This is a genomic window from Gottfriedia sp. S16(2024) (assembly GCF_050473765.1).
In the GTDB taxonomy this organism is placed as follows: Bacteria; Bacillota; Bacilli; order Bacillales; family Bacillaceae_G; genus Gottfriedia.
Window position 1 is genome coordinate 267,188 of sequence record NZ_JBFLUO010000001.1, and the last position, 26,699, is coordinate 293,886.

Below are 26,699 nucleotides of genomic sequence, written 5' to 3' on the forward strand. Positions count from 1 at the left end.
TAACATAATTCATTTCACTTCCTAATATATTGATGAAAAAATGAATTATTACAGATACATCTTTATTAAGTAGAATAGCGATTAGACTACTAAAATTTTAGTTTATAAAAAAAGCATTACTTCAATAGAAGTAATGCTAGAGTATTTATTTAATCATAGATTATGATTTCAAAACATCATGATCAACATATCGTTTACCATCTAATTGACTAATCAAATTAATCGCAACTTTTGCTCCATCGCCTGCTGTAATAATCGTATGAACACTTGTTCCTGCAACAGTTCCCGCTGCCCATACTCCTTCAATATTTGTTTTACCAGTCGAATCTACATCAAGTACGGTCTTTATGCGAGGTTCTGTTCCAGCTTTAGTGTTTAGTCCTACTTTTTCAGCTAATTCCACACTTAAGCCTGTAGCTAAAATCACTTGATTTGCTTCATAAGTTGCTGTTTCAGTTTCAATATTGAAGCCATTTTCTGAACTCACAATATTACCTACAGTACCTTGAATAATTTCAGCTCCAAATTTTCTAACTTGATTTTTTCCTGTTTCTATTAAATCTGGACCTGTAATTTCTGAAACCCCATAATGATTTTCAATCCATGCTTTTTTCGTTATACTCTTGTCGTTGTCTAATACTAAAGTTTTTTTACCAGCTTTTGCTGCAAATAAAGCAGCACTTGCTCCCGCTGGTCCGGCGCCGATAATTACGATATCATACATTATTAAAATCGCTCCTTTTTACATATAAGATTGATTTAAGTACTGTAATTATTATTCTGTCGTCGCCTTAATAATCCCTGCATGAATTGATCGTAAATTAATTAAATCCCGGGAAACTTGAGAGATCAGAATAATTAATCCATAAAAGTACAAACGCAATAATACCTAATAATAATATTGTAAAAGTTTGTTTAAACGAGTCCTTAACACGGATATGTGCTATTATTCCACCGATAGCCACAACTCCTAATAATAAACCACCCGCTGGAACCCAACTTTCTTCCCAAAATCCAATAATCAATGAAACTGCCCCAACCAATTCTACTAATCCGGTAATTACTCTGAACCATTGTGCTAATTTCAAGTGATTAAAACTTTCAACACTCGTTTTTGAACCAAAAACTTTCCCTAACCCAGCAATTAAAAACATAAGAGCTAATAAAATTTGCAAGATAATTGATAAAATATCCATTTTTTATCACCCCTTTACTAATATATATGCAATTGAAAAAAGCACATATTACTCCAAAAGTAACTATTCAATGTAAAATTTTGATTAGAATGGTTACTACAATCAGTAAAAATAGTTAGAGGTTTTTTAATTAGTTCATTATTCATCTTTTTTATTAGTAATCAATTAAAAAAATAATTTAGACAAAATAAAAAAGCAGTGTTACCTGCTATATTATTTAGTGCTTTTAATTCCTTATTAAGCTATTAATCTACATTTTAATCCTTAAAAAAGTCAATTCGATTCATAACGTCTTCAATTGTAAATAGCTTTAAATAATCTAAAGCCTGGCGTTCGGCTTCAAATAATATTCTTTCTATTTCTAAATCTAACTGTTCTCCGGCTTCACCACAGTCAACTGACATTTCTTGTTCTATGGGAACCTTATTAACAGCAGTATAGATTTCACCTAAGGTAATTAAATCAACCGCCTTTTTTAAAATATAACCGCCTTCACGGCCACCTTTGGATTCTACAATACCTGCTGAGGATAAAGATTGCATTACTCTTCGCATGAATGTCGCATGAGAATCAACTTGCTCTGCGATCATTGCACTTGATAACATACCACCACTATTTGCCAACCAAACTATTGCATGAACTGCTATTTTAAAACGAGGTGGGCCAATATTGACACCTCTGTTTGCACTACTCATTGCTTTTCACTCCTATAATTACTTGGTTGAATACTTATTAAGCAAATGATAGAACAATAAATTTTCATAGGCAATAGAATGGTTAGAAGAATGTTATTAACAATTTTTTCCATTAGTTACTCAACAATTTGTTCAAAGAAGCCGTTTACTAAAAATCGAAAATCTATTAATTTTAAAGCCCAAAATGTTGCTTTGCTAATTCTTTATATCTCATTTCATCAATATCCTCTTTCGTTACCACTCCGTTAATCCATTGTGTAAAAGAAGTATTCGTTAAAGTATTATTTCCCTCATTTGTCAATTGAGTTATTAAAGGATTTTTATTAAATGGTGATTCCTCGTGCTCAGCAATAATTGTTTGAATCTCATTAAATTCGGACACACCAGAAATCACATCGCGTGAATCAAATGCATATCCAATTCTCCAATTAGGATCTTTATGTTTTAGTTTTAACATCAAAACATAATCCCCGAATTTTGTATCTTCTTTTTTAATTCGAAACTCACCATTACTAGAAGTTATCTTCTCACCAGTAAAGGGAACTGCTTTTAAAGGAAGATTCGCTCCAAATCCTGTATCAATTAAGTATGTATCTTCATTTTGTGTTAATAGGATCGTGACATGTGTTCTTCCAAAAGTAGGATATTTTTGAGCAATATTATCATAAACAACCCCTCTAGCTAATCTCACGTTAAACCCATTTTCAAGAAGAAATAAATAAAGTAATGAATTCAATTCATAGCAGAGACCACCTTCACTTTTTACTAATAATTTACTAATTAAATTTTCTCGGGTGATCTCATTCGTATTATTTTCTATAATACAAAGATTTTCAAAAGGTATATTTTTTGCTGTTTTTTCAAGAATGTCATTTAAATTATTAAAGTTAATCACTTCATTATCTCGTAATCCGATTCTTTTTCGAAACAATAAATTAAGCTCGCTCATTTACTATTCCTCCTGTCTCATCAAACTTTTAATTAATCATACCATTTTAGTTTAAAAGCTAAAAAAAATAAGCTGCAAAAGCAACTTCATGCCATCAAAAATTTAGATTGTCTCTTATAATCTTTTTTCAAAATAATATTGATTATACCCTTTTGGATGATTCTCAATTACGCCAAATACTTTAAAACCATGCTTCTTATAAAATTTTGGAGCTTGAAAACTAAAAGTATCTACTTTAATAAGGCGACATCCATTTTCGATTGCAAATTCTTCCATTTGATTGATTAGCTGACTACCAAAGCCTTCATGTCTATACTCCTCAGACACCCATAAGAAGTCTATAGATAAATGGTGCCAATACATCCTTCCTGTAATTCCACCTACTATTTCCTCTTGATCATTTCTAACGACAAAGCTTATTTCTTCAGATGGTGCACTCTTCTCATCTGGAAGGTTTTTTGCATTATATTCAATTACTTTTTTTCTAATAAAATCACTATCTTCTTGTACCCATTGTTTCACTATTTTCATTTTTTTCTCCCATTATTATATTCGACTTATAGCAACTAAATTTACTTATTTAATAGTACATTCTCTAAATAACGTTATTTTCCTTTTAAAACCATTCTTAACCAAGAATCCTACTGAATAAGATCGAAACAAAAAAACCTTCAAAAATTAGAAGGTTTTAATCTAAATATTATGGTATAATCTTCCAAAAGGAGTGGAATTTATATGGATAACGTGTTTTTTCCTCTATTTTCAATCATACCGATTTTGTTTTACATAGCACCTTTTGTTTTTATGATTTGGTTCCTTTTAAAATTCCTAAAAATTCAACAAGAAAAAAATCAAATTCTCAAAAGTATTTCAGATAAACTAGATCACTTAAATAACAATCAATCAGAAACTTGAAAGAGCGTATGTCTCTTTCTTTTTTTATTTTTTAGAGATTGGTATCCATATTTCGCTCTTAAAATTTGGTGATGTGATGTCTTTCTGTTCATTCCATAAAATTTCGGGACCTTCTACTTGATGGTAATCAGAGGATGGGAACCATTCAGAATAAATTCGTCCCCACACTTCTTGTAATGCATCTGGAAATTTTCCAATTGCTTCGAATACTGCCCATGTAGATGCAGGAACTTCAAGTTGAATTAACTCTTTTGGACAGTCATTTGTAGTGGCAACACCAATATAATGATCAAGCTCTCCTTTTTCTTCCATTCTATCTTCTGAAAAATTTGTTGATGCACTAATTATGCCAATCGGTTCAACATTGGAGAGTTCTTTTAGTTTCGTTATTTTTTCCATCGTTAAAGTTTTCCACATGGATGCAATTTCGGGATTAACTCCATTAAAAATAATCGGAACTCTCTTTTTTATCCCTACGATTCGAAATGCTTCTTTTTCTTCAATACGATAGTTCATTTCATTTCCCCCTTTAATTGATAATTGGAAGGTCATTCGTGGATATGCTTTGAGCGAATTGCCGTTATTTCTAGCTTCTGACGGAGTAATTCCATGTAAGTTTTGAAAGGCCCTCGAAAAGGAATCCGGAGAATTGTATCCGTATTTTAAAGCAATATCAATTATTTTCTTGTTATGATCTTTAAGTTCAAACGCAGAGGCGGTAAGGCGGCGACGACGTATATACTCTGAAAGAGAAATTCCAGCAAGAAACGAAAACATTCTTTTAAAGTGATACTCAGAACAATAAGCCCGTCTAGAAAGCTCTTTATAGTCAATCTCACTCGTCAAATTTTCTTCAATATATACTAGAGCATCATTCATATTCTTTAACAAATCCATTTTATAACCTCCTTCTTCAATAGAATAACAGGAACGAAATTAATCAATCCGACTTTTCATGCTAAGTTATGTAGGGTGTTCTCATTTACTATTTTTAAAGGGAGCCACATTAAGTAGCTCCCAAAATTTAAAACTTTTTACATCGATAATTTAAAATCTTCTTTTACATTCAATTTCTTATTAACTTTAACATAAACCAAAATTGCATTAAGTAGCAATAATGCACTTGTAACAAAAAATACATATTTCACACCTAAATATGCTCCAATTTGCCCACCTAAAACGGAACCGACAAATACACCTAAATATCCAGCTGACATGTTAAATCCAAATACTCGACCGGTAATGGCATCCGGTGTAATTCGTTTAACTAATGTATTAACAGCTGGAGTTAATCCTGCCGTTGCCAAACCTAAAATAAATCGTAGTCCCATCAATTCCCAAGCGTTTTTTACAAATGCTTGTGGAATAACCATTAAACCTGAAACGATCAGTGCAACGAATATAACTTTATGAGGACCAATTCGATCTGAAATCTTACCTAATCTCGGAGCAGCAATAATGCTTGCCAATCCTGATGCTGAAAATGCCATACCCGCTAACAATGCAACATGTGTAGAATGAGCAGATAGCTGAGAAATGTAGACAGTAATAACTGGTTCAATCGAATAAAGAGCTATTGTTAAAACAAAAAAAGTAATGAACATTGTGATCATTAAGCTTTTATCCGGAATAAGACACCAAATTTCCTTAAACTTAAGCACTTTTTTATTTTGGTGAGTAAATGATTCTTTTACAAATAATGCTGTTGTAATAAACGCCACCATCATGAGTCCGCCTGTTACAAAAAACACATTTTGTAAGCCCACAGTCTCACCGATATAGCCTCCAATCATAGGACCAAGTAATGAACCTGCTATACTTGCAGTTGAAAGTGTACCTAATGCCGAACCCGCATGCTCTTTATCTGTTTGCGTTGCGATTAAAGTTGTACAAGCTGTACCATAACCGGTAATGACGCCTTGTAAAAGTCTTAAACCAATTAAAACATAGACATTATGTGCGAAACCCATACAAAAAATAATAATTGACATACCAAGACTTGCTCTTAAAAGCATTGGTTTTCGTCCAAACTTATCCGCTGCCAAACCCCAAATAGGAGAAAAAATTGCTGAAATAATAAAAGTTACCCCAAAAGCAATCCCAGAAAATTGACTAATTAATGCAGAATTATGAACACCAAGTTTATCAATATATAGGGGTAATACCGGACCAAGTTGGCTCATCCCGATACTCGTTACAAACATGCCAAACCAGCAGACAATCAAATTTCTTTTCCACAATAACATCATATCCCCCTCCTTTTTGATAAAAATAAAATCAATATTAAAAAGTCTCGAGAATGAGACAAATAATGTTTTCATATACACATAAGACTAAACTATATTTTATAGTTTGTAAATTATATTATATAGTTTACTAATTATCATTAGAAGTGTTAAACTATTTTCTGTAAATATAGTCTCTCTTTAAAAATACTTTGTATTTAGGTATTGTATCTTTAAGGGCATAAGTTGATTGGCAGTGGAAATCAACCTAATTAATCTTAAAAAAACAATCTATCGTAAAAAACCTAAACATGAGACGGGAGCAAAAAAATGGTTCAAAAAAGAAATTTAACAAAAGAAAAAATAATTGAAGTGGCTTTTTCATTGGCTAATGAAATCGGACTTAATCAAGTTACTTTTCCAAAAATTGCAGAGAAGCTAGATATTAAATATCCATCTTTATATAACCATTTTGCGAATATGGATGATTTAAAATTGAAAATGACGATTTCTCTTTTAAATAAATTAAATTCGACTTTAATGCAAAGATTGGTCGGTAAAAGTGGTGAACAAGCGATTAGAGAAATTGCTTATGTATACCGTGATTTTGCATTTGATAATAGAACTGGTTATGGACTTTTTATGAATATCCCGAGTACAGAAAATGATGATGTTAAACGACTTGCTAGGGAAACGACTGGAATTATTCATCAAATACTAAAGTTTTATATTACGGACCCTACTTTATTGATACATCAAGGCCGAGCACTGAGAAGCATTTTACATGGATTTGTCTCGATGAATTTCCTTGGATATTTCCAACATCCAGTAAATGTAGATGATAGCTTTGATGTTATGATTGATGATTTTATTTCTTCTGTTTCAAAAACGCAGGAAGTAGAATAAGTTTTTAGCAACAAAAAATGTGAACACTAAACTAGGCAACTTTCTTTAGATGTCTAGTTTAGTGCTCACATAAAACAAAGGGAGGTGTGGTAAAAGCTTAGTGCTTTTACTTTCTAAATGAAAATAGATAAAGATATTGAAACAATTGAATTAGTAATGAACTTTATGGGACAAGAAAGAATTATTCACCCAACTTTACTATGGGATGATCATGAAGTAATCTTAGTAGATACGGGAATGCCGGGACAAACTGGAGAAATTCGTGAAGCGATTGAGAGAGCCGGTCTAGAATTTAATCAACTGTCTAAAATCATCCTTACACATCAAGACATCGATCATATCGGAAGCCTTACTGAAATCTTAAAAACTGCTGATCAAAAAATTGAAGTACTAGCCCATAATGAAGACAAACCTTATATTGAAGGCGACAAAACCTTTATTAAAATGAATCCTGAACGAATTGCAAAAATGATCGAATCCCTTCCTGACCAACAAAGTCAAAAAATAAAAGCGATGTTCAATATACCACTTAATGCTAAGGTCAATACTACAGTAACTGATGAAGAAGTATTACCATATACTGGAGGAATTACTGTCATCTTTACTCCTGGACATACTCCTGGTCACATTAGTTTATATCATCATCAAAGTAAAACTCTTATTGCAGGAGATGCTCTAACTTCAGAGAATGGTGTAATCATGGGGCCAAATCCAAGTAATACACCTGATATGGATACTGCTCTTACGTCCATTAAGAAATTCACAAAATATGATATCGAAACAGTCATTTGTTACCATGGCGGAGTAGTTAATGAAAATGTAAATGAACAGCTTTTAGCATTAGCTAACAATAATTAATATACTGTAATTAATTTGGGCACCCAATAAGGTGCCCTTTTTTATGTGTTTATTGAGCTCGTTTTTTACCATTTATAAATGAACATAAAATTAATACAATTAACATTCCTAAGCATACAAAAATACTTAACCTGTTCTGTTCACTGAATGCAAATGCTACGCAACTTACACCTAAAGCAATGACTGTAAATGATGTTATATATGGAAATCCCCATACTTTAAAGTGTGGCATCTTAGTATAAGTTTTACGAAGCTTTAATTGTGCTAAACAAATGCTGATCCATACTAATGATACTGTAAATCCAGGAATCGCCATTAAATATCCGAATACGCGATCTGGAGAAAAATAAGCTACAAAAGTGCCCCCAATTAAAATAATTGCACTTACAATAACCGTATAAACTGGTACACCATTTTTAGAAATTTTTGCAAAAGCTTTTGGAGCTTCACCTTCAGTTGCTAATGAATACATCATTCGTGTACAACCATAAATCCCTGAATTTGCAGCAGATAAAACGGCTGTAATTAGAACAAAGTTCATAATATGAGCTGAACCTTGGAAACCTACTGTTGATAAAACTTGAACAAATGGACTTTCTTGATTACCAATTTCATTCCATGGAATTAATCCGCAAATAATCAGAATTGGAAGCGTGTAGAATAAAACAATTCTCCAAATAACCCCTTTTATAACTTTTGGTATTACTTTCTCTGCATCTTTTGTTTCTGTTAAAGTCAATCCAATTAATTCTGAACCACCGTAAGAAAAAATGACTATTAATAAAGCAGACAATACTCCTGACCAGCCTTGTGGGAAAAATCCCTTATGCTGAACATAATTTTGTACATATCCACTATGATCACTTGGAATAATTCCAAATAAAATTCCAGCGCCTAACGCAATAAATAAAACAATCATTGTAATTTTAATTCCTGCAAACCAGAATTCTATTTCACCATATCGTTTAACATTCATAAAATTAACTGCCACAATAAAAATTGCACTAATAAAACTTAAAGACCATAAAGACATTGAAGGAAACCAATATTGTAGAAAGCTACCTGCTGCAATTACTTCAATCACACAAACAACTAACCACATAAAACAGTACAACCAACCAATTACGAAAGAAACTCTTGTACCAAACGCTTTACGAATAAATCCTTTCATATTCAAACCTGGGAACGCAATTGCCATTTCCGCAATCGCACTCATCACAACAAGAAGTAATAATCCAGCAAACAAATATGAAAAAATAACTGCTGGTCCTGCAATCGATACAGTTTCTGATGTTCCTTTAAAAATACCCGTGCCAATTGCTCCACCGAGTGCCATGAAACGGATATGTCTTGGTAGTAAATTTTTTTGTAATTCCATTTTCTATCTCCTCTTTCTAGCTTATAATTTTATAAAAAAAAATCGCCCCTGCCTCTAACGACAGGGACGATTTTCACCGTGGTACCACCCTAATTGCAGAATTATATCTGCCACTTGTTTTATTTAACGATCGATGACCGTCTTTTTCAAAGTAAATGTCGACCTTTACTTCGAAAAAGATGCTCCAGGATTGTAATTCATGCTTGTTTTTGTACTGATTCACACCATCCACCAGCTCTCTTAAACAGTGAAACAAACATTACTGTATTCCCTTCATTGCATTTTCTATATTAAGTTAAAATAATAAAAAAGTCCCTACTGATTGTATCAGTAGGGACGAATTATTCGCGGTACCACCCTAGTTGCAGAAATATTCTGCCTCTTAAAATTTGATAACGATCAAATTTGACCGTTTTTCCCTCAGTAAAGATTAAACTTTACTTCGAAAAAAATAGCTCCAGGACCGAAATTCATGCTTATCTTTGTACTGATTTCCACCAACCATCAGCTCTCTATTACATTGAGATAAGTACTACTTAAATTCCCTTCATTGCTTAAAACTATATTAATCTAAAATTAGTAACTTGTTTCTTTTTTTAATATGTTTTGTATTATAGGGGTTATTTCATAATTCTGTCAACATCTTTTTATTTCATTTTGTTCAACTACTATACAAAATGCTAGTTTAAATAGTTTGTGAACTATGAAAATAATATAATATAATTAAGAAAAATGGAGGGAAGAAAACCATGCTAAACATACGAAATGTAAGATTAGAAGATTTAACTGAACTTGTAGAAATTGAGCATCTTTGTTTTTCAAAAGAAGAGGCAGCTACAAAACAGGCATTCGAAAAACGCATTAAATTAATTCCCGATAGTTTTTTTGTAGCTGAGGAGAATGGTAAATTAGTTGGTTTAGTAAACGGCCCTGTTATAAATGAGACTTTCATTACTGATGATTTATTTAGCGAAATTAAAAAAAATCCATCTACTGGTGGTCATCAAAGTATCTTAGGCATAGCAGTTTCTCCACAAAACCAAAATAAAGGGATTGCATCAAAATTGCTTTCTCATATCGAAAAAGTTTCAAAAGAACATAAGCGTGATTCAATAACTCTTACGTGTAAAGAAAACTTAATTCATTTTTACGAAAACCATGGCTTCATCAATAACGGTAGTTCTAGCTCAACACATGGTGGAGTAAAATGGTATAACATGAGTAAAAAACTGTAATAAGGCTATAGCTTTATTACAGTTTTTTCTTTGGAAATTTATTTAAGACTTTATTCTATTTTATACCACTCCATCACTTCAGAAAGCTTCTCCCTTATACTTTGGATTAACTCGGTTGGTTCCTTCACAGATGCATCTTTTCCAATTGCAATGAATATTTGGGCTAAAAAAGGTATTTCATTCGGTCTAATCCAATCTTCAATCCACCCAGTTCCGTTCTCCCGCGTTTGTACCTTAAACCTTGGATCAATTACCGTTTCACATCTTTGGACCCCTTCTCTACTAAGCTCCACGTAAAACTTAATTAATTTCTCTTCTTTCATACTTTTTAATTTCTTTCCAAGCGGAATTAGCGGCAAATCGAGCGGCTCATTATCCACTTCATGACTGATCGAAACAATTTTATCGCATCTAAATAACCGATAATCAAGACTATTAAAACAATATGCAGGACAATACCATAGTCCACTAGATGCATATATTCCGAGTGGTTGAATTTCTCGATTCGACTTTCCTTTATACGACTCGTAGTCAATACTAATTACATTTTGGCGAATAGCGGTTTCTAATAGTGTTGAGAGAAATGGGGATTTTGCTTGTTTTGTTGGTACGAAAAAATCAAACCGATTTTTCATTTCATCAATCTGATCTTTTACATCAGTAGGTAAATAAGCATAAAATTTCTTCAAAGCGGATTTAGATTGCGCTTCAAATGGAAGAGTGGAAAAGTGCCGTAATGCATGACTAGCAAAAAATATTGAAACTGCTTCTTCTTCTGTGAAAGTAATCGGAGGTAAAACTCTTTCGTTTAGTACTTGATATCCACCATGAGGACCAACCTCAGAATATAAAGGCACACCTAATTCACTTAACTCCATTAAATCTCTTAAGATTGTTCTAGTAGAAACGTTAAATTCATAAGCTAATTCCTTAACTGTAAACTTACGCTTCCGATTGACGAGCATCATTAATTCAATTAATCGTTTTGACTTCGCAGACATATTTTCACCTTATTTTATAACTATGACAGTTTTTGTCACTATTATAATTTAACATATGTATTAAGCCAAACAAATAAGGAGAATCATGTTATGAAATCAATCGAACAAAATAATAAAGAATTAGTAAAAGAATTTATTGAAGTTTTCTGGAATCAGAATAAACTAGACAGCACTAACCATTTTTTATCACCTGATTACAAAGATTACTCTTATGGTTCAACAGAAGGATTAAAACAATTCGCTAACGTAATTTTCACAGGTTTCCCAGATAGCCATTACACGATTGAAGAAATTGTCTCCCAAGGAGAAACTGTTATCACAAGACTTGAATTCACAGGAACAAACACTGGATTTTTTAGAGGTAACGCCCCAACCGAAATTTCGGTAAAAGTATCTTTATTTAGGGAATTCAAAGTTGAAAATGGAAAAATTTTAACTCATCGTGGGTTATTTGATACACCAACTCTTATAAGTCAATTAGGGCCAAAATAATATAAAAAACTACCAACTATTCTTATAGAATAATTGGTAGTTTTATCATGCTTTGATAAATAATAAAATACGATTTTATTACAATTTAGCTAATACTTCATTTACATCTCCCCATTCATAAATTAGTAAATTCAATTCAGATCCTGAAAATGTAATCTTATCTGATTTCAATAAATCAGCACCATAATATTCATAGAAATAGCGTGTTTTATTGTCTTCTAAAACCTCGACGAATACCCGATTATAACCCCATTTTTGAAACTGTAGAAACAGCTGTTTCATTAGCTGTTTTCCGATTCCTTTACCTTGATATTCCTCAAGTAGATAAATAGATGTTAAGTCACCAGAGTGATCGACTTGATTCCTCTCTCTTTTTCCACAATCTGCAAAACCGATAATTTCCCCATTATCATTTTCCGCAACAACCACATAATCCTCTACTTTTGAAAGATTAAGCTCCCACAATTTCTCTCTTTGTACATAAGATAACTTCTCTAAAAACTCGTTAGGAATTATATTTCGGTAAGTAGTTTTCCAACTATCAACATGAACTTTAGCGATGCCTTTTGCATCTGACATTGTAGCTTTCCTTATAATCAACCCTTCCACCTCACACCACTCTTTTAAGAAATATATACCTTCAAAGTGACGATAAGTCCTTTAATTTTTCATGAATTTTCATTGTAGTGACGTAAAAAGTAGTAATTTCCTAATTAAAGCAGCTACTCTTTTTTAATTGGGATTCTCTCTTTTTATTTGAGATTACTCTTTTTTTATTGTGATTCCCCTGCTTTAACTGTGACTCACTTTTTTGAGATTTTCAATTCCTACAACAAAAAAAGCAACTCCACAGGTGCTCTACCTTTTGCGATTATATTTCTCAAATGAAATTGACTGAACCTCATATTTCTTTCCATTCCAATCATATAAAAGCTTCAAATTTCCGATCGCTCCTCCGCCGTCTGTTGATATCATTACGACAGCATCTGCAACTAGTTTTTTCTTATCAACAATATAGTCCACTGGCACGTGGGTATATACACTATCGTCAGAAGAGGTATCTTTAAATCCTAACGATTTTAAATTAACTTTATACGTTTTTTGTTTAGTTGATATAGTTACAATATCCCCTTTTTTCTCCATTTCCACAAGGCGTTTAACTGCTTCAGACACCGATTCAATTGGAACTTCCTTATATTCTTCGCTTTGGTCATCATTCTTACTAATTTGCAATAAATGAATCGGATCATTGAAATTATCCAATACGATAATGACTTCATTTTGTTTATCTTTATTTAAATCTTCACTAAACATTTTGGTCCCATACTTCCCACTTTTCCATGTTGGGAAGTGATATAGCAATCCTTCATTACCAATTTGAACGTCAAAATTCCGATATTCTTTCCAATCAATTCGGTCAGCGATTAGATAGATATTTTCCTGCCACACATCGCTTGGGATTCCATTCATAACCACTCGTTCAGCTTGCCGCGCACTTACAGATGAAGAAGAAAAAAATGTAAAAGTACTAATTAACACAGCGATTAAACGTCGGTTCATCGAAACACCACCTTTACCATTAAGGTGTCCTAATATGGAAAACATAACCTCAATCTAAAGGATTCGCCTACTCACCTTATCCACAAAAAAAGAGAGCTGCAAAAAGCAACTCCCTGTAAATTAAGAATTTATTCCAGCTGTCTGGCCCTGCTCCTGCAATATTTCTCCCTTAATTCTTCTCTCCAATGCAGGAGTAATTCGAACAAAGATAAGAATACCGATTACACCTAAACTCGTTAAAAAGAAAGATGTCGCGAAATTAGATAAATATGCACTTAGTGAAACAGTTATTGAGCAGATAAACATCGCTAAATTAAATGTTAAACCTGCAACCGCCATATAGGAACTCCTTGTTTCGTCAGCTGGTAAGTTAGCCATATAGTTTTGTTGAACAGGCACTCTTAATACTTCTGCAACTGTTGCGATGAACATTGCTATAAATAATAGCCAAATAGAGTTACTATATGAAATCACTGCATATCCACCAACAAATGCAATACAACTCCAAATTAACGTTTTTCGATCATCCAATTTCCCTACAATTTTAGAAGCAAAAAGGGCCATTACGACTACAAGTATCGTGTTTTCTGTTCGCAGAAAACCATTCATCTCGATTCCGCCAAATGTCCAGTTCAATAAATGTTGTGTGTGGAAATCATTCGCTAATCGAATACTTATATAATTTGTTAACTGAAATTCCATTGAAAGTACTAACAAACCCGCCAGTACATAAAGAATAAATAGTCTATCTTGAAAAACGTCACGGTAATTTGAAATCATCTTTTGAGCATGATGAGCAATCGTCTTCGTTTCTTCCTTTTCAGTAACTAAGCTTTCTTCGACAAAGAACGTAATTAAGACCCATGTAACAAGTGAAGCAACTGATAGTGCTAATAATAATTCAAATAAATATGATTTAAATAAAAATCCTCCAAGCATACCACCAATCGCAATTGATAAATTGTTCGACCAGTACATGATTGAGTACATAAGCTTCCGTTCTTCTGGCTTACTCACATCTATTAACATGGCCTGATTAGCTGGCCCTGCTAGTCCCCAACAAATACTATTTAAAGTCATCATAAAGAATGTAATAAGAGGTGATGAAAACCAAGGTGAATTACAAAACATCATTGTAATAAACGCGAGTAACCGAATTGTTTCGGCAAACACAATCGTCTTTTTCCGGCCAAACTGATCCGAAAAATAGCCTCCAAAAAAGTTCATAATAATTCCTATAAATACATTTACAAGCAAAAGTAATCCTGCTTGTTTTACCCCAAAATGTTTAGATAAATAAATCGCCATAAAAGGAAAAATCATACTTCCAATTGACGAACTTAAGAATGATTCGAGTATTCGAATTTTGATATTTTTGTGAAACTTAAGTATCCCCATGTTGTTTCAACCTTTCTTTATCTATTGAATCCCCTTCGTTTTAAACTAGTACCGAATAAACCCATTATTTGCATGAAAATTCCCCCTTTTTAAATTTTTCACTCAATTAGCATAGCAGTTATTTTTGATTATGCCAATATGCAATCCCCATACTTTTATCCTATATAAATGAGAAAAACTGGAATATCTAAAGCAAACCAATTTGAATTGTTTAAAAAACTGTATGCGTATTAACTCCATTTCCAGAATGATAGACAAAATCGTCTGTTATAAGCTCATCTAATACCTTAATATTTCCAGATGTAAAGTATTTCTTAAACCATCTAGTTGCAACATTCGTTACAAGCTGACCGTTATCCTATCTAAGTCATTAAATATAAATATTTAGTAAAAAATAACTAAATTTACGCTCAGTTAAAGCTACTTATTGAAATGAAACACTAATTAGATTATCATCTAATTAGACAAGTATAAAAGTAGGTGTATATTAAGTGCAATTGAATAAAATTGTCGATTTCCATAAAGCTTTAGGTGATCTTACTCGAGTACGCATTATTGCTTTACTTCAGCAAGGTCATTTAAGTGGGCAAGAAATTGCCAGTAAATTAGGTCTAAAACCTCCAACAATTACCCATCATATGTCAAAGCTTAGAGAAGTTGGTCTGGTTAAAGAGCGCCGAGATAAAAATACAATCTATTTCTCTCTAAATACTAAAATTTTAGAAATGAGTGCGAAAGCAATTTTTACAGTAGGAACAGGAGGAGATTCCAATATGGAAATGTCAGTTACTGAAAGTGAACGTTCAAGTATTATCAATAATTTCTTTACTAAGGAAGGCAAACTTAAAATTTATCCTGCTCAGCGAAAGAAAAAGCTTGTCGTTTTAGTACATATGATTAAAGGCTTAGAATTTGGTAGAGTTTATCAAGAAAAGGAAATCAATGAATATTTGAAGGAATTTCATGAAGATTACGCCACTCTAAGACGAGAGCTCATTATGTGTCAATTTATGTATCGCGAAAACAATCAGTATGAATTAAATCCAGTTGAATTATGGTGGATGAAGTAAATAGAAAGAAAAACAGAAAAAGAGATACTTTAATGATATTATCCCCTTCAGGTAGACAGTAAAAAAAGAGAACATGATATGATGTTCTTAACTGTTTAACTGAGAGGGGATTTTTTTATGGCTAAAAAAGGACAAACATTTTCAACTTATTCTGAAGAAGTAAAGCGAGAAGTCGTTCGTTTGAAAGTGGATGAAGGATGGTCATATCGTATGCTTCGTGAAAAGTTTGGAATTAAAAGTGATTCCCAAATAGCTCAGTGGGTACGTAAGGTTAAAAATGGGGAAACCTTTGATGATCAGCGTGGAATATGGAGTAAAAAAAACTTTACTAGTATTGAAGAAGAAGTTAATTACCTGAAAGCGCAGGTAGAATACTTAAAAAAGCGCAATCCAAATCTTCACGGAAAGGAATGGTCTTAAAGGCGGCACGTTTTGAGATAATTAATCAACTTCGAAATTTTCATCCTTTAAAGTGGTTACTAAAAATAGGTGAAGTATCAAAAGCTGGCTTCTATAAGTGGCGAAAAAGTCTTTCTAAACGCTCGGTTAAAGTGGATGAAGAATTATTATTAAAAGAGCGAATCTTAGCTATTTATAAAATACACCCTTATTTTGGGTATAAACGAATGACAAAAGCCTTAAAACGAGAAGGCATTCTAGTCAATCATAAACGAGTACGACGCATGATGAGAAATTTAGGAATTCGTTCAGTTATTCGAAAAAAGCGTCCTTTCTATGGTAAACGTGGTTCGGTCGTTTTTCCAAATATCCTTAACCGCAAATTTTCTGCAGAAAAGCCATACCAAAAGCTAGTAACAGATATTACTTATGTGCGAACTGGGGATACATTTGTCTATTTATCAACAGTTTTAGACCTTTATAATAATGAAATTGTAGCCTGGAAACTTTCAGAAAGAAATGACCTAGAATTAGTGTTGAACACTCTCGATCAATTGGAAAACAAGCCCTTCACAAAAGATGCATTAATCCATTCAGATCAAGGTTTTCAGTACACATCACCAGCTTATAAGAAGCAAGTTACAGAGAAAATAAAGATTCAAGGAAGTCATTCTAGGAAAGGTAACTGTTACGATAATGCCTGTATCGAAAGCTTCTTTTCTCATTTAAAAACGGAAAAGTTGTATTTAGTGAACCCGAAAAGCAAGCCAGAAGCAGCAAAGGCAATTCACGAATATATTTATTTTTACAACAATGATCGATTCCAAGAAAAATTAAACGACCTTTCCCCGATAGAATATCGTGAAAAGGTCGCAGCTTAATATACTCTTTTTTTCATTGTCTACTTGACAGGGTTATGTGCATTAAAATATCTCTTTTTCAATTTATTATTTACTTGGATTTGTAGAAATATATTTCTTAACTACTTCCATTACATACTCCTGACAAGCATCAGCTGTAGTTGGATCATATTTCCCGCCATTTGTTTTATTGTTTGATAATACGCGAATTCCTAAGAAAGCTACATTATATGCTTGAGAGATTTGAGCTGCAGCAGCGCCTTCCATTTCTTCTACTGAAGTTCCATATTTAGTATGGAACCATTTAATGCGATCAACTTCATTGTTCCAAACGTCTGCAGATCCGATTGTACCTTCTACAACCTTACCTTTAGTGTATTTGTTTTTCACTGCATTTGCAGCTGCTAATAAATCTTTATTACCTTCGTAAAAACGTGGTTTTTCAGCATTTGGATCTTCACCTGCACTACCTTCAGAAGCCATCAAGTCCATTGGTTTCCATTGAGTAGCATCAATTCCTTGGTTTTCGTCCTTCGTTTCTGTTTTTAAAGAACCAATATTCGTTGTATTTTTACCTAATACGATATCAAAAACATTTAAATTTGGGTCATGACCACCAGAAGTTCCTTGGTTTATAATTGCGATTGGTTTATATTTTTCAATTGCAATCGCTGTAGCTGCAGCAGTATTTTCCATACCTTTACCTGTTTTTGCTACGATAACTGGGTAATGATTTAAAGTACCTTTGTAAAATACGAAGCTACCTGATTTTTCAACTTTTACATGTTCTAACTTACTTGCAAACTTTTCAGCCTCAATTGGCATTGGTCCCTCAATAATAATTGGTCTAAGATGTTTAGTTTTTGCTTCTGCAGTATTCGATTTAAAGTTATAACCTACAGATACAGAGATTAATAGTGCAGAAATGATTCCTAATAAACAGTATTTTTTTAACAATGTCTTTTCCCCCTTGATGATGATCACACTCGATGTTTTAGTCAAAAAAAATGGTCTAGAAAAAGTAGAACAATCTCTACCTTCTAGACCTACGAAAGTTAAAGTATAGATTAGCAATAAATAAAATTTAATGCTAAACCCTCATTATTGGTTACAAAAAAATGAAACCAAGTATACTTTAACCCGTAGTCTAGTTCTTTCAATGGGAACCAGGTAGAAACGCTCAGACCATATTACTGAGCATATACGAGTAATGTTTATGAATGATTACACTGCTAATATATCAAACTCGAAATATATTTTCAATATAAAATATGAACTTTTTTTATAATACAAACAATAATGTTCGTATTTTAAGGAAAACAAAAGGTTTAATCTGTATAATAAGCTAAGAAAACAATGAATTTATTATCTTTTTCTAAATCAACCGAAATAAAATTTCATTTTTTCAGAATTCAAATTTTAGTGGTCTTAAAAATAATTCCTCTAAAGTTTCTTTCGCATTTTTATGTTCATAAATTATTTCAAACAATGCGTTACAAATCGGTAGTTCAACATCATACTGATCAGAAAGTTCCTTTAAAGCCTTAATTGTAGAAACCCCTTCCGCTAATTTATCAAATGATTTTCCTTCAACAAATGCCTGCCCAAACTTTCGATTATGACTATGCATAGAAAAGAGTGTTGCCTCATAGTCTCCTAAGTGACTTAAACCGTAAATTGTTAAATCATTTCCACCCATTGCCCTTATTAAACGAGAAATTTCTCTCGTTCCTCTAGCCATCAATGATCCTTTTAAACTACTATAGTTAAATCCATCAAGCATTCCTGCAGCTATTCCCATGACATTTTTTGTTGCAGCTCCAATTTCATTACCAATTAAGTCTTGCCCATAATAAAAACGTATTAACTCACTGTTAAATGCTTTAGCAATCTGTTTTGTTACTTCAATATTCTCCGAACCGATAACCATGCAATTTGGTATATTTCTTACAAAGTCTTGTACATGACCAGGCCCTACCCAAACCGCTACATTGCTATTTTTCCCAACTTCTTCACGAAAGACTTGTGTGAGTCTTTTTCCTGTTGAAGATTCTATGCCTTTCATACAGAGGATAAAAGTTTTACCTTGTATTTCATTATATTGACTTAAGCGATTTGCAAATGTTCTTAGCTCTTGTGCACTAATTGAAATAATAATGACTTCTGCAAAAGATAATGCACCTTCTAAAGAGCTCGTTAACTCAATTCCATCTGGTAGGCTTAAATAGTCATTTTTTCTTGTCTGATTTAAGCCAATAAAATTTCTAGAGTTTTCTCTTCCCCATAAAACTACATTATGGCTAACTCGATTAGCGTACCAAGCTAAAAAAGTTCCCCATCTACCGCAGCCTAAGACAGATACATTCATACACTACTCTTCCTTCCAAAATTTATAATCGAGTAACTGGACTAACCAAAAAACTCAAAAAAGAAGTCTAATTTAGTAACCTATTAGACTTCTTCAGACTGTTGAAGAATGAGTTTTCACAAGTAAAGTTGAGTATGGCTACAGCCTGTATTGAGTAAGTTTTTTTCATCTTACTGTTTTACTAACTCATGAACTTTTTATGAGTAACCTTTTTTCTTCTTTTTACTTTTTTACTTACTCATGAACCTCTCATGAGTAACCTTTTTTCTTCTTTTTGCTTTCTTACTTACTCATGACACTCTCATGAGTAACTTTTTTTCTTCTTCTTGCTATCTAACTTACTCATGACCCTCTCATGAGTAACCTTTTTTCTTCTTTTTGCATTTTTACTTACTCATGCCCCACTCGAGTAACCTACTCCTTTTACAAAGTCCAATTAATAAGTAATCCTGCGTGAGTTAATCCACCACCAAAGCCATACAATAAAACCTTATCTCCATATTTAAGTTTCCCTTCCTTCACGCCCTTAACTAAAGATAATGGGATCGTGGCTGATGATGTATTTCCGCAATCTACTAAGCTATTTAACGTTTTATCGATTGGATATTCACTTCTTTCGCAGATTGATTCAATCATTCTTAAATTTGCACTATGAGGTACAAACCAATCAACTTCTTTTAATAAAGTGGATCCATTATTTAGTACAGCTTGCATTCCTTTTGGTACTGTCGTAACTGCCCATTTGTATACTTCGCGTCCATTTTGAATGATGTTATTGTTATTAATTATCTCTTCGCCAAACATTTGATTTGATAAATTTGAGCAATATAAATGTTTTCCTTTTTCGCCTTCTGATCCTAAGTAGGAGGAAATGAAGCTAGGCTGTTCTTCATCATACTCTACTAAAGCTGCGCCAGCGCCATCACCAAATAGAATGCAAGTAGTGCGATCTTCGTAATCGGTTATTTTTGATAAAGTTTCTGCACCGACTACTAAAATTTTTCGGTTTAATCCTGATGTAATTAATCCATTTGCCATATACAAACCGTAAGTAAAACCTGCGCAAGCAGCATTTAAATCGATTGCCCCAGCATTTTTTATTCCAAGCTTTGCTTGAATAATTGAAGCAACACTTGGCGTTTTGAAGTCTGGCGTTAAAGTACAAACGATAATCATATCAACATCTTCAACAGATTTATTGTATTTTTCCATCAAGTCTTTTATTGCCTGAAAGCTTAAGTCACTTGTATTTTCATTTTCATTTGCAATTCTTCTCTCTTTAATGCCAGTTCGCTTTACAATCCATTCATCATTTGTTTCAACTATTTTTTCTAGATCCTTATTTGTTAATACTTTTTCTGGTACATATGAACCTATTGCAGTGATGCGTGCTTTTGAATTTTGCATTCTGGTCACCTCAGTCATATTTTTTAATCTCTTTCCAATATTATATCACCAGATATTAATACTAGGTACTAATTTTATTTTAAAATTTTTTCATTCTTTTAATTTATCGAAGGTGATTGTTTAGTTAAGCGTGTATATAAAAGGTATTAAACTAAAAAAAGTTGCTACAACAGCAACTCTACTTTCAAAAATTTTACAATTCTAGTGTCATAAAAACACTATTAGGGTCATCTTTATAATCAGCAAAAGGCTTACAATACTTAAAACCAAAAAGTTCATATAGTTTTTTTGCTGGATCAAACGCTTCCATTGAACCGGTTTCTAAACTAATTCTCTTGTAGCCTCTATTTTTCGCCTCTTTGATAATGTGTTGGAGCATGCAACTTGCCACACCTTTTCTTAAATGAGCTGAAGAAGTTCTCATTGATTTTACTTCTCCATGTAAAGAGTCAAGTTCTTTTAGAGCTCCACATCCAACTAATTCACTTTGCTCCCATACACTCCAAAACGTAATTTCCGGTTTCTTTAATCCTTCAAGATTTAAAGCATGTATGCTTTCAAGTGGAGAATGCTGTGTCATACCTTGTAAATGCTCACTAATTAGTTTAGCAACTTCAGTTCCAGTCAAATCATCAACCTTAATTTCCACGTAATAATCACCTCATTCTTCTTTTTTATGATTGCTATTATTATACTAAATTTTGATAAACATCTAATTGGTTTTTTAGTCACAAAAAATTACTTCATTAACTCTTAAATAAAATAGAATTTTATGGAAAAAATAATAATCTAGAAGAAAAATTAGAAGTCAAAAGAAGGAATTCAAATGAATCGTAAATTAAATATAAGTGGTTTTCAATTCTTTTGTATGATTTTTATGTTTGGGGTCGGTGCTTCTCCACCAGTCGAAATATTTGCTAGTGCTAAACAAGATGGATGGATTAGTTTATTAATAGGACTCACTGCAGCTTGTTTAATTTTTGCAGTGTATATTAAGTTATATTCATTATTTCCTGATCTCCCCTTAACAAAATATATTCAAATTATTTTAGGAAAATATATCGGAAAAATATTTGCATTAGTATATATCTTATATTTTCTTTATATCGCTGCACGTGCTTTACGTGATTTTGAGGATTTATTAACAATCACACTATATAATGCTTCTTCTCTAATTTCAATCGGTTTAATCATGATGTTATTAATCATGTATGCAATGTCTAAAGGACTAGAAACATTCGCTCGTTCATGTGAATTTATATTTATCATGATCATGTTTCTTGTTTTTATATTTATAGGATTTGAAATCATTTCAAAATTAATAAAAATGGATAATTTAAGACCGGTTTTAGAACACGGATGGAAACCAGTATTTAAGACTTTCCCAATTTCTTTAACCATTCCTTTTGGCGAAGTCCTTACATTTACAATGATTATGCCACATTTAACTAAACAAAATTTAGCAATTAAAGTAGGAATACCAGCTTTATTATTTTCGGGACTTATATTAACCTTATTTGCAGTTTTAAATACTGCAATATTAGGCCCATCCGTTATTGAAAGAACAACCTACCCACTTCTAACATCTGTTAGTTATATTAATATTGCCGATTTCATCCAAAGATTGGATACGTTCATTGTTGTAATTGCAGTATGTAACGCCTTTGTAAAAATCACAATTTACTTTTTTTGTGCGGTATCTGGGGCAGCAGATTTATTTAATGTTAAGAAAAGCAATCAGCTAGTCTACCCTATTGGTATTATTACAGTTCTTACTTCACTTTGGCTGGCTTCTAGTTTTCTTGAACACCATATTGAGGGGATCCATTTAGTACCGTATTTGCTACACATTCCACTACAAATGATTATTCCAGTTTGTTTATTACTAGTTCTCTTAGTCCAAGGGAAGCTAAAAAGTAATAAAGACGACCTAAATTACAATTAACGATTAAAAAGACATTACAAAAAGGCTTCAGTTTTCACTGAGCCCTTTGTTTTTATATTATACTTTTAAAATTTAATATTATTGAGTAACCGTAATAGTTTTAGGCGTTGTTGTTACTTTAAAACCATCTTTCGTAACAACATCTACTGTAACCGTATATGTGCCACTTGGAAGATCTTTTTCTGGTGCCCATTGTGTACTAAAAGTATGCTCATTTTCGAATGTAGATGAATCTACAAGATTTCCTTTAGCATCTTTAATATTAATCGTCCAGTCTACTCTGCTATAACCATATAGAGAAATTCTTGCAGGCTTAGATGCACTTACACCAGTAGATGGAGAAATACCCCATGTTACCATCGCCATACTTTGTTTATTATAACTTTGGTCTCCCCATGTTGTCCAAGCATTGTTCCCTGCATAATCATTATATCTGATTACCATACCTTTTGGTTCTGTATTAACCGTTAGTTTCGTTACGCCTGGTCTTAGTTCATAAAATGTTCCATTTACATAAACATCAGCATAGTTAAAGTCAGTTGCATTATCAGTCGCATTAAATGTAATATCATATTTACCGTTGTTTGGTGTTACTTTAATATCAGAAATCTTTGGTGCAACTGAATCCACGATCATTGGCATTTTAACTGTTTGTGGTCTAGCGTTTGGATACGCTAATGTTGTTTTAATTACGTAATAATAAGTACCGTCTGGAACAAAATTTCCTGATACGTCCTTCATATCCCATTGGTATAAACTAATCCCATAATCGCCATTAAACATAATGTTTTTATTAAATTTCCAAGGTTCTCCAGTTCCAGTATACTCACTGAAGTTACCTAAATATCTTATTTGTTTACCAGCAGAATCTTCAACAGAGATCTCAGCGCTATCTAAGTTACGTAAAACAGACATTCCACCAATGATTCCCTTATCTATATAATTTGGCGAGAAAGCAATATGGTTTAAATCAAAGCCTACTCCATTGTATCCTAATGGTGCCCCACCAATTGTAGCATCATTCCAAAGTGCTGTATGACCTGCAAATGAATCTTTTTCCCAAGCTGGAGCATCGATGTTAAGTAGCTCATCCCATTTTCCATAGAAGCCCATATAAGGCATTGTTAACGGTACAGCTTTATCTTGGTCTTTTGCTACTGGTACAAGACGTACATATCCTTCTACAAAACCATTTTTCTTTAATGAATCTGGTAATGAAATATTAACTGTTAACATTTTTGATTGACCTGGTTTGATTTTCAATGTAGATCCGACTTTATCTGTTACTACATTATCATTTACAGTGATTTTTGCACCCTTAATTTGTTCACTTGATAAAGTTAAATAATCTTTTGGATCTAATTGTCCATCATGATCAAAATCAAATTGCTTTGTTTCTGTCTTATCTTTTAATAAATCCACATATACATTGTATTCAATATCAGCACTATTATTTTTCCCTTTAGGTGCATCAAAAGCATCTACGTTTAATTTAAAGCTTGTATTTTTTCCGATTTCCTTTAATGCTACTGAACCAGCCTGTTCTAAAGGAGCGTTTCGATTTGTTACAACAACTGGTGAATTAATAGCATTTTGAATTTGCATTAAACCAGACCCTTGAATACGTGGTGAATATGGAACTTCACTATTTGTTCTTGGATCCATAATGACTTTAGATGTATTCATTAATGCAACTTTCGCTTTTAAAACAGTATCTTCTGAGTGTTTTAATCCTTTTTCATAAAGTGACTGTAATACTAATGCTGAACCACCTGCAACATGTGGTGTCGCCATTGATGTACCACTCATTACTTGATACTTATTTCCAGGAATAGTTGAATAAATATTTCCACCCGGAGCCGACATTTCTGGTTTAAAGTCTAACGTTGGAGTTGTACCCATTGATGAGAAATAAGACATTGTGTCTTTATCTGGATTATCTACCCAATAATCGCCGATATTTTTCATACTTAAATATTGACCACTTGGCATTTTACTCATTTTATCTAATAATGCTTGACCGATTGATTTACTAGTTGAAGCAGTTGGTGTTGCAGCAGAAGTTACTGGTAGCGTTACATAATCAGGCCAGTTTGAAGGTGGGATCATAATGATCGCCTTTGCTCCAGCAGACTTAGCAGTGAATTGGATAGATGAAACAGTACTATATGAATTTAAAAGTTTAACTACGGCAATGTAATTTGTTTTTCCTTTTGGATAATCAGCCGCCGTTTTTCCTTCATTTACGTATACCAAATCATAATTTGTATTTGGTAATAGATTATTAGATACATTAAATGCTTGTCCATACTGACTATGGTCTTTGAAAGGAACCGCTAGACTTCCATCTGAAATTGCATTCATATGAATTTTAGTATTTTCATAGGAAGCAACTGATATAGCATATGGGCTTACACCAGGTGAGCCAACCGTTCCAATATCAGGATTTTCTGCAAATGGTTTTATTGTTGCAGGCGTTAGGAAAGCTTCTGAACTGAATGCTGAATTTCCAGCCGCTACTACAACTAATGTACCTTTTTCAGTCGCATTTCGGATTGCTTTTTGGATTGGATCATAATTTTCATCTACATAACCTGCATCGCTACCTAAGCTCATGTTAATTACATCTGCACCCATTGTAACAGCATGCTCGATACCTGCGATAATATCATCCTCATATGCTCCACCACCATTATCAGAAAATACCTTTTCTGCTAATAGTTGAACTCCAGGTGCAATACCAGCTACTCCACCAGTTGAATCATTACCATTTGCTCCAATCGTTCCAGATACGTGTGTACCATGAGAACTACCTTTTGGTCCAGGAATAACATTCGTATCATTGTCTGCCCAGTCATATCCAGATGGTACTTTATCTGAATACCAAGTTTCATTTACATCTGTTGTTGTTACAAACTGATCAAATTTATCTTTTGTCCATTTTTCTTTCGCCTTCGCTGCATCTGATAGTGTCATATCTTTGTGAGTCCAATCAATACCAGAATCTACAACTCCTACTAATAAGCCTTCTCCTTTATAGCCATATTGCTCCCAAACCTTTTGAGCTTGTACTAATTCTTTACTTGCTGCCATCGTTTCGTGGAATGTTCTAGCAATTTGAACATGCTTAACGCCAGGGATTGATTGAATATCTTTTAAATTTTTATATTCTGTTTCAATACTGAATCCATTAAAACCTTCAAAGTAACGGTGCTTCACTTTAAAAGCTGCATTTGATTTAGAATTTTTTTCTTTTGAGATTTCATCAATTACATTGTCTTGCTTTTGTTTAAACATTGCTTTCTTATGCTCAGGTGTCGCTTGATCACTATCAGCTGGCTCATCCACCTCAACGATTAAATGAACTTCCTCATCTGGTTTGAACGTTTTTGTAGCTTCTTGAGTGTTGCCTTCTTTATACATTGAGTTTTCTTGAGATAAATCTAAATTATTCTTAGTAAATGCACCTTGTTCAACCATTCCATCAGTTGAATCAGTTTGAGGTGTAACATTATCATTATCCGCAAAAGCTAATGATGTAAAAAGTAATGATACTAAAGCAGTTGTAGACATAACTTTAAACGCTTTAAATTTTCCGTTTTTCATAACAACACTCCTACAATTTTATTCTGTATTTACTTAAATCCACCTTGGATCTATAGAGTAATAGTTAAATATAATGACAAACTTAAGTTTTCCTATTCACCTGATTTTCGTGGCTGTTAATTAAATACATTTAAATTGTACATCTGTCATATATGAACGTATATTGGGGGAATCTATATGGTTCTTTCACAAAATTTTTCATCATATTTATACATAGAAACGTTAGACATATACAA

General features: G+C 32.8%; 24 protein-coding genes, 1 riboswitch and 2 other annotated features. Of the genes, 7 read left to right on the top strand and 17 right to left on the bottom strand.

Annotation, left to right across the window (positions count from 1 at the left end; genetic code table 11):
• Positions 1-160: 160 nt before the first annotated feature.
• The 7 genes from AB1282_RS01470 to AB1282_RS01500 all read right to left on the bottom strand — a co-directional run bounded on the left by AB1282_RS01470 (position 161) and on the right by AB1282_RS01500 (position 6,001).
• Entirely contained in the window at positions 161-724 is a 564-nt protein-coding gene (locus AB1282_RS01470; RefSeq protein WP_056473455.1) for an FAD-dependent oxidoreductase, read from the bottom strand.
• A 97-nt stretch (positions 725-821) separates the two neighbouring features.
• Entirely contained in the window at positions 822-1,196 is a 375-nt protein-coding gene (locus AB1282_RS01475) for a DoxX family protein (protein ID WP_056473454.1), read from the bottom strand.
• Positions 1,197-1,453: 257 nt separating this feature from the next.
• Complete coding sequence (locus AB1282_RS01480) at positions 1,454-1,891, bottom strand: RrF2 family transcriptional regulator (protein WP_056473451.1); 438 nt, start codon at positions 1,889-1,891, stop codon at positions 1,454-1,456.
• A gap of 172 nt (positions 1,892-2,063) precedes the next feature.
• Positions 2,064-2,840 carry an arylamine N-acetyltransferase family protein gene (locus AB1282_RS01485; RefSeq protein ID WP_056473450.1) on the bottom strand — a complete coding sequence of 259 codons (777 nt, stop codon included), beginning with the start codon at positions 2,838-2,840 and terminating at the stop codon, positions 2,064-2,066.
• 114 nt (positions 2,841-2,954) lie between these two features.
• Entirely contained in the window at positions 2,955-3,371 is a 417-nt protein-coding gene (locus AB1282_RS01490; RefSeq protein WP_056473448.1) for a GNAT family N-acetyltransferase, read from the bottom strand.
• Positions 3,372-3,779: 408 nt separating this feature from the next.
• Complete coding sequence (locus AB1282_RS01495) at positions 3,780-4,652, bottom strand: AraC family transcriptional regulator (protein WP_429898291.1); 873 nt, start codon at positions 4,650-4,652, stop codon at positions 3,780-3,782.
• A gap of 137 nt (positions 4,653-4,789) precedes the next feature.
• The gene (locus AB1282_RS01500) at positions 4,790-6,001 is read right to left on the bottom strand and encodes a multidrug efflux MFS transporter (protein ID WP_056473442.1); all 1,212 of its coding nucleotides are present in this window, start codon (positions 5,999-6,001) and stop codon (positions 4,790-4,792) included.
• Between the two features lie 309 nt (positions 6,002-6,310).
• Here AB1282_RS01500 and AB1282_RS01505 point away from each other — a divergent pair, with 309 nt between their 5' ends.
• Together AB1282_RS01505 and AB1282_RS01510 are read left to right on the top strand one after the other, a co-directional pair.
• Positions 6,311-6,886 (top strand): TetR/AcrR family transcriptional regulator, encoded by a 576-nt coding sequence (locus tag AB1282_RS01505; RefSeq protein WP_056473440.1) that lies wholly within the window; start codon positions 6,311-6,313, stop codon positions 6,884-6,886.
• A gap of 117 nt (positions 6,887-7,003) precedes the next feature.
• Positions 7,004-7,744 carry an MBL fold metallo-hydrolase gene (locus AB1282_RS01510; RefSeq protein WP_429898292.1) on the top strand — a complete coding sequence of 247 codons (741 nt, stop codon included), beginning with the start codon at positions 7,004-7,006 and terminating at the stop codon, positions 7,742-7,744.
• A gap of 49 nt (positions 7,745-7,793) precedes the next feature.
• Here the strand turns inward: AB1282_RS01510 and AB1282_RS01515 are convergent, their stop codons facing one another.
• A complete protein-coding gene (locus AB1282_RS01515; RefSeq protein WP_056473437.1) occupies positions 7,794-9,122 on the bottom strand; it encodes an amino acid permease in 1,329 nt (442 codons plus the stop codon).
• A gap of 59 nt (positions 9,123-9,181) precedes the next feature.
• Positions 9,182-9,408: a binding site (T-box leader), on the bottom strand.
• A gap of 43 nt (positions 9,409-9,451) precedes the next feature.
• Positions 9,452-9,682 (bottom strand) — a binding site (T-box leader).
• Between the two features lie 189 nt (positions 9,683-9,871).
• Here AB1282_RS01515 and AB1282_RS01520 point away from each other — a divergent pair.
• Positions 9,872-10,357, top strand: a complete 486-nt coding sequence (locus AB1282_RS01520; protein ID WP_056473433.1) for a GNAT family N-acetyltransferase — start codon at positions 9,872-9,874, stop codon at positions 10,355-10,357.
• 50 nt (positions 10,358-10,407) lie between these two features.
• Here the strand turns inward: AB1282_RS01520 and AB1282_RS01525 are convergent, their stop codons facing one another.
• Positions 10,408-11,358, bottom strand: a complete 951-nt coding sequence (locus AB1282_RS01525) for a helix-turn-helix transcriptional regulator (RefSeq protein WP_390309687.1) — start codon at positions 11,356-11,358, stop codon at positions 10,408-10,410.
• Between the two features lie 90 nt (positions 11,359-11,448).
• On the opposite strand from AB1282_RS01525, the gene AB1282_RS01530 reads away from it, so the two are divergent.
• Positions 11,449-11,850, top strand: a complete 402-nt coding sequence (locus AB1282_RS01530; RefSeq protein WP_429898293.1) for an ester cyclase — start codon at positions 11,449-11,451, stop codon at positions 11,848-11,850.
• Positions 11,851-11,928: 78 nt separating this feature from the next.
• Here AB1282_RS01530 and AB1282_RS01535 read toward each other — a convergent pair whose 3' ends face one another.
• From AB1282_RS01535 to AB1282_RS01545, 3 genes are all read right to left on the bottom strand, one after another.
• The gene (locus AB1282_RS01535) at positions 11,929-12,450 is read right to left on the bottom strand and encodes a GNAT family N-acetyltransferase (protein ID WP_056473428.1); all 522 of its coding nucleotides are present in this window, start codon (positions 12,448-12,450) and stop codon (positions 11,929-11,931) included.
• Between the two features lie 258 nt (positions 12,451-12,708).
• On the bottom strand, positions 12,709-13,410 hold the full coding sequence (locus tag AB1282_RS01540; RefSeq protein ID WP_056473426.1) for a hypothetical protein: 702 nt from the start codon (positions 13,408-13,410) through the stop codon (positions 12,709-12,711).
• Between the two features lie 120 nt (positions 13,411-13,530).
• Positions 13,531-14,808 (bottom strand): MDR family MFS transporter, encoded by a 1,278-nt coding sequence (locus AB1282_RS01545; RefSeq protein ID WP_390309682.1) that lies wholly within the window; start codon positions 14,806-14,808, stop codon positions 13,531-13,533.
• 491 nt (positions 14,809-15,299) lie between these two features.
• Between AB1282_RS01545 and AB1282_RS01550 the strand changes: the two genes are divergently transcribed.
• The gene (locus AB1282_RS01550; RefSeq protein ID WP_056473423.1) at positions 15,300-15,878 is read left to right on the top strand and encodes a metalloregulator ArsR/SmtB family transcription factor; all 579 of its coding nucleotides are present in this window, start codon (positions 15,300-15,302) and stop codon (positions 15,876-15,878) included.
• Between the two features lie 117 nt (positions 15,879-15,995).
• A protein-coding gene (locus AB1282_RS01555) for an IS3 family transposase (RefSeq protein ID WP_429898294.1) occupies positions 15,996-17,158 on the top strand; the annotation gives its coding sequence in 2 pieces (ribosomal slippage) (positions 15,996-16,254 and positions 16,254-17,158; 1,164 coding nt in all).
• Positions 17,159-17,224: 66 nt separating this feature from the next.
• Here the strand turns inward: AB1282_RS01555 and AB1282_RS01560 are convergent.
• From AB1282_RS01560 to AB1282_RS01575, 4 genes are all read right to left on the bottom strand, one after another.
• Positions 17,225-18,067, bottom strand: a complete 843-nt coding sequence (locus tag AB1282_RS01560; RefSeq protein WP_429901039.1) for a 5'-methylthioadenosine/S-adenosylhomocysteine nucleosidase — start codon at positions 18,065-18,067, stop codon at positions 17,225-17,227.
• 193 nt (positions 18,068-18,260) lie between these two features.
• A riboswitch (purine riboswitch) is annotated at positions 18,261-18,364 on the bottom strand.
• A 178-nt stretch (positions 18,365-18,542) separates the two neighbouring features.
• Complete coding sequence (locus AB1282_RS01565) at positions 18,543-19,505, bottom strand: NAD(P)H-dependent glycerol-3-phosphate dehydrogenase (RefSeq protein WP_429898295.1); 963 nt, start codon at positions 19,503-19,505, stop codon at positions 18,543-18,545.
• Positions 19,506-19,928: 423 nt separating this feature from the next.
• Positions 19,929-20,912, bottom strand: a complete 984-nt coding sequence (locus AB1282_RS01570; RefSeq protein WP_429898296.1) for a ketoacyl-ACP synthase III — start codon at positions 20,910-20,912, stop codon at positions 19,929-19,931.
• A gap of 193 nt (positions 20,913-21,105) precedes the next feature.
• The gene (locus AB1282_RS01575) at positions 21,106-21,561 is read right to left on the bottom strand and encodes a GNAT family N-acetyltransferase (RefSeq protein ID WP_429898297.1); all 456 of its coding nucleotides are present in this window, start codon (positions 21,559-21,561) and stop codon (positions 21,106-21,108) included.
• A gap of 177 nt (positions 21,562-21,738) precedes the next feature.
• On the opposite strand from AB1282_RS01575, the gene AB1282_RS01580 reads away from it, so the two are divergent.
• Positions 21,739-22,857, top strand: a complete 1,119-nt coding sequence (locus tag AB1282_RS01580; protein ID WP_429898298.1) for a GerAB/ArcD/ProY family transporter — start codon at positions 21,739-21,741, stop codon at positions 22,855-22,857.
• Between the two features lie 78 nt (positions 22,858-22,935).
• Here AB1282_RS01580 and AB1282_RS01585 read toward each other — a convergent pair whose 3' ends face one another.
• A complete protein-coding gene (locus tag AB1282_RS01585) occupies positions 22,936-26,463 on the bottom strand; it encodes a S8 family serine peptidase (RefSeq protein WP_429898299.1) in 3,528 nt (1,175 codons plus the stop codon).
• Between the last annotated feature and the right edge of the window lie 236 nt (positions 26,464-26,699).